Annotated in this window: 3 protein-coding genes and 1 rRNA gene; 3 read left to right on the top strand and 1 reads right to left on the bottom strand. The window is 47.0% G+C overall.

Annotated elements, in window-relative coordinates; translation table 11 throughout:
- Positions 1–128 precede the first annotated feature (128 nt).
- Positions 129–245: ribosomal RNA gene (gene rrf, locus EKM89_RS13565) — 5S ribosomal RNA — on the top strand.
- Positions 246–768: 523 nt separating this feature from the next.
- Here rrf and EKM89_RS13560 read toward each other — a convergent pair.
- On the bottom strand, positions 769–1,356 hold the full coding sequence (locus EKM89_RS13560; protein ID WP_125689308.1) for a helix-turn-helix domain-containing protein: 588 nt from the start codon (positions 1,354–1,356) through the stop codon (positions 769–771).
- Positions 1,357–1,498: 142 nt separating this feature from the next.
- On the opposite strand from EKM89_RS13560, the gene EKM89_RS13555 reads away from it, so the two are divergent.
- Positions 1,499–2,401 (top strand): ABC transporter ATP-binding protein, encoded by a 903-nt coding sequence (locus tag EKM89_RS13555; RefSeq protein WP_125689306.1) that lies wholly within the window; start codon positions 1,499–1,501, stop codon positions 2,399–2,401.
- Between the two features lie 2 nt (positions 2,402–2,403).
- Positions 2,404–3,177, top strand: a complete 774-nt coding sequence (locus EKM89_RS13550) for an ABC transporter permease (protein ID WP_125689304.1) — start codon at positions 2,404–2,406, stop codon at positions 3,175–3,177.
- The last annotated feature ends 569 nt before the right edge of the window (positions 3,178–3,746 follow it).

Raw genomic sequence — 3,746 nt, 5'->3', positions numbered from 1 at the left:
AGCGCCGTGAGGCGTGGAGCGGACCAGTACTAATCGGTCGAGGACTTAACCAAGTTGTAAAACGTGGTGTTCTCAAAAAGGAAATAATTGACTAATATCTAGTTTTGAGGGAAGAAGTTCTCTTATAGTGTGGTGGCGATAGCCTAAAGGATACACCCGTTCCCATGCCGAACACGGAAGTTAAGCTTTAGCACGCCGATAGTAGTTGGGGGATCGCCCCCTGCGAGGATAGGACGTTGCCACGCGACGGAAAGAACCCAGTGATTGGGTTCTTTTTTTATGTTCATTTTTAAAGTACATAAGCAGTGGCGGATGACCGCAGCGAAAGGGTACCCGGCAACGGGGCCACGTCACAAACAAAACAGCCAGTGAAGAGCCCATGTAAATTTTAGCGACTCGCTGGCATTACCGTTAATTCTGTTAGCCGGCGGGGACATTCAAACTTGAGGACGCTACCTGACGAGGGCAGTGCTGCTTGTGATGCGGATGAAAAGAAATGTCACTGCCGTACGCCAGCTGCTAGGGGGTTCACTTACTGCGGGGGAACAGCTCCAACGCTAAAAAGGGTTTTTCCGATGTGCCTGAAAGCCGCAAAGCTTATGCGTTTTCCAGCACGTCCTCCGAAGTGAGCTGGGAAGGTGCTAAGTTGCATCGTCAACTTGATAAAATTAAAAAGGTAACAGCTCTCCCATGCAGGAAAGTTGTTACCTTTTTTGTGTGACATGACAGGTAAGTTTGGCTTGTTTAGACAGTTATGCGCTGACTAATCTAGGCGTGACGACGCTGAGTAGCGCGGTACTGCCAACTTCTTTTGATCAGCACGATGACGACAACTAGGCCGCTGAACTGGCAGGTCGTCATAAGACCGAAGCCCATGTCAAAGGCGTTCACGCTCCCACTGACCAGGCTGAGAACGGCAAATATGACCAGTCCAATCCAATGTACGCGACTAGTCCAAACATTTGGGTGGCGGCGAGCTATGCCTAGATTACTAATAAGCCCAATCAGCAGCAAAATGAGAAAATCTATCCAGTAGAACCCAGCAAAAGTCGAAAATTGGGTGATACGTTCTATCAAAAAGACGCCGAGTAAAACCAGAAGTAGGCTGATGCTGTGGCGATCGGTTCGTTTTATCGTGGGGGTCACCGTGACGGTATCACGCAACAGGTTGTCTACTGGAACGGCATACAGGGTGGCCAATTGGGTAATAGTGGTAATGTCCGGTTGGTTCCGACCAGTCTCCCAACTGGAAACGGTTTGACGTGAGACATGAAGCTTGGCTGCCAGTGCCGTTTGGGTCAACTGCTGTGTTTGCCGAAACTCTTTCAGACGGATGCCTAATTCTGTCGTTGCCATGGGAGAACCTCGCTTTCGAGTTGCTTGCTATTAACTCTAGTATAGAAAAGCGTGGGGAAATAGCAAGCTATTCTCGCTAGCATCCGTATCATCCCGCGGTTTGAACGGGTACGCTGAAAAGGAGTAGAGGAGACGATGTCCAGTGGAACACGTACAAGAGAAAATTGTTCAGGTAACGGGACTACGGAAAACGTTCGGTCGGCGAGTGGTTTTACGTGAGGTTAACTTCGAATTTTCAGCCGGTAAAATAATTGGGCTAGTTGGTCCAAATGGTGCGGGCAAGACGACCATTATGAAAGCTTTGTTGGGGCTCATTTCAACGGACGCTGGAGATGTTCAGATCTTGGGGCAGCCAGTTTCGGTCAATACACATACAGTCGTGACCCAGGAGGTAGGCGCCCTTATCGAACGACCGGCGATTTACCCTTTCCTGAGCGGTTGGCAACATTTGCAAGTAATGACGACTTCAACGACACAAATGGCCTGGGTCGTGAAGGCACTCCAGATGGAAGACTATATCCACTATCCGGCCAAACGATATTCGTTAGGAATGAAACAAAAACTGGGAATTGCCATGGCGTTGGTTGATCATCCCCGGTTAGTCATCCTAGATGAACCGATGAATGGGTTAGACCCACAATCGGTTAAGCGACTGCGTCATTTAATTGTTCAACTGGCACAGACAGGAACCACATTTTTAATCTCCAGTCACATTTTGAGTGAGTTGGCAAAAATCATTGATATGGTGATCCTAATCGATCAAGGACAGGTGTTGCTGCAACGGACGATGACTCAGTTGCAGGCGTCAGCACACCACTCTTTGGTGATCCGGACGACGGAGAATCCACGCGCTTTGCGAGTCCTCTTACACGCGGGTTATTCAGTGACACGACGGCACGACGACCTAATCGTAGCAAAGTCGGTTGCGTTGACCCCCTTGTTGCGAACGATTTTGGGTGCGCACATTCAGATTTTGAATATGGATCAGCAGCAGGAAGATTTAGAGACGGTCTTGCTAGGCTTATTGGCAGAGGGGAAGAGATAGGGATGAGAAAATTGTTACAACAGGAGATCTTTAAATTTAGACATCAGCGCTTGGCGTGGTTAGCCCCGGTCATTTTAATCTTTTTAATGGGGGCCTTGGCAATGACTGCCCAGAACGCAACAGCTGGTGACAGAAAGTTTTATATTTCGTCGGCGTATGGCGGCTTTCAATGGCTGACGATACTTATCATTGTGATTGGTGCTAGCTGTGTGACGATGGAATTTGAGTATGGGACAATCAAGCAGTTGGCCATTCAGGTGAACCATCGCTGGATGATCTTCGTGGGAAAATATGTGTTCGTGCTCGGCTATAGTGGCTTGTTGCATATAGTGGCCGTGTTAATGACAATATTACTTAAAATCAGTGCAGGTCGGGGACTCCAGTGGCGAACGGTCTATCTTTACCAGCAAAGTCTCCTGGCTAACCTAGTGATCAATGCGTTACTGGATATGTATGGTAGTGTAATGATTGTTGCCCTAGTTTTCTTGCTGGCAAGCTGTAGTCACAATAGCGCGGTGGCAATTGCTACTGGTGTCGGGGCGTGTTTCATGGGGGAAGGCGTATCCAGTCTGCTTTTACAGTCGTTTAAGTCGGCCTTGCCATTGCTGAAATGGAACCCGTTCAACATGTTTTTTCTACAGGAGGAGTATGGTAATCCCAGCTATCAGCAAAGTGTGACCCACTTGTCGATTCAGCAGCTGAGCGTGGGGAGCCTTGTGTGGACCTTAGTTTTTCTAGGCGTCGGGGCTGTTATCTTTTCCAGGCGGCGAATTTAGATAATAGGAACTAGGCGATGAAAGGTGCGTTTGGCCGGAAACCAGTTGTACAGGTTAGCCGGGTGGTTAGGCGTCACGGCGACTGTGCAGTGGAAAGCAACTTCTGGCCCGTGAAATGGGGGCCGTAGCTAACGTTACTGGAGCCGCTACTGACTAGTTGGATGATGTTGTCAGTATAAATTTTAGATTTCTGTTGACAGTAAGATGATGGGCATGGTATATTGTTTAAGTTGTCTTTTACGTCAGCGGCTCGTTAATCAAAAAGTTAAATTACTTGTTGACAAGTAGTTTGATAAAATGGTATATTAATTGAGCTGCTTCATTAGGAGGCAACCAACAATTGAAAGTTTAATTTAATTAAACTTCTTGTTGACATCATATTGATTAAATGATATGATTATTAAGTTGTCTGCGAGAGCAGATGACTGGTAGACCTTTGAAAACTGAACATTGTTTCGACAAACCAAATATGTGTAGGGCGGTTTGATACTTGGTATCAAACCCAAAATATTTATTTGCGAAGTCAATTCGCTTTAAAAATGTAACAACAATCGATGAGCTATTCAAGC

The organism is Levilactobacillus fujinensis, assembly GCF_003946335.1.
Lineage (GTDB): Bacteria > Bacillota > Bacilli > Lactobacillales > Lactobacillaceae > Levilactobacillus > Levilactobacillus fujinensis.
Note: the sequence above shows the minus strand (reverse complement) of the source record. Positions and strands in the feature narration are given on the sequence as shown.

What these genes read in the sequence shown, in the direction of transcription:
- EKM89_RS13550 (WP_125689304.1), top strand. Translation starts at nt 2,404, where the DNA reads ATGAGAAAATTGTTACAACAGGAGATCTTTAAATTTAGACATCAGCGC.
- EKM89_RS13560 (WP_125689308.1), bottom strand. Translation starts at nt 1,356, where the DNA reads ATGGCAACGACAGAATTAGGCATCCGTCTGAAAGAGTTTCGGCAAACA.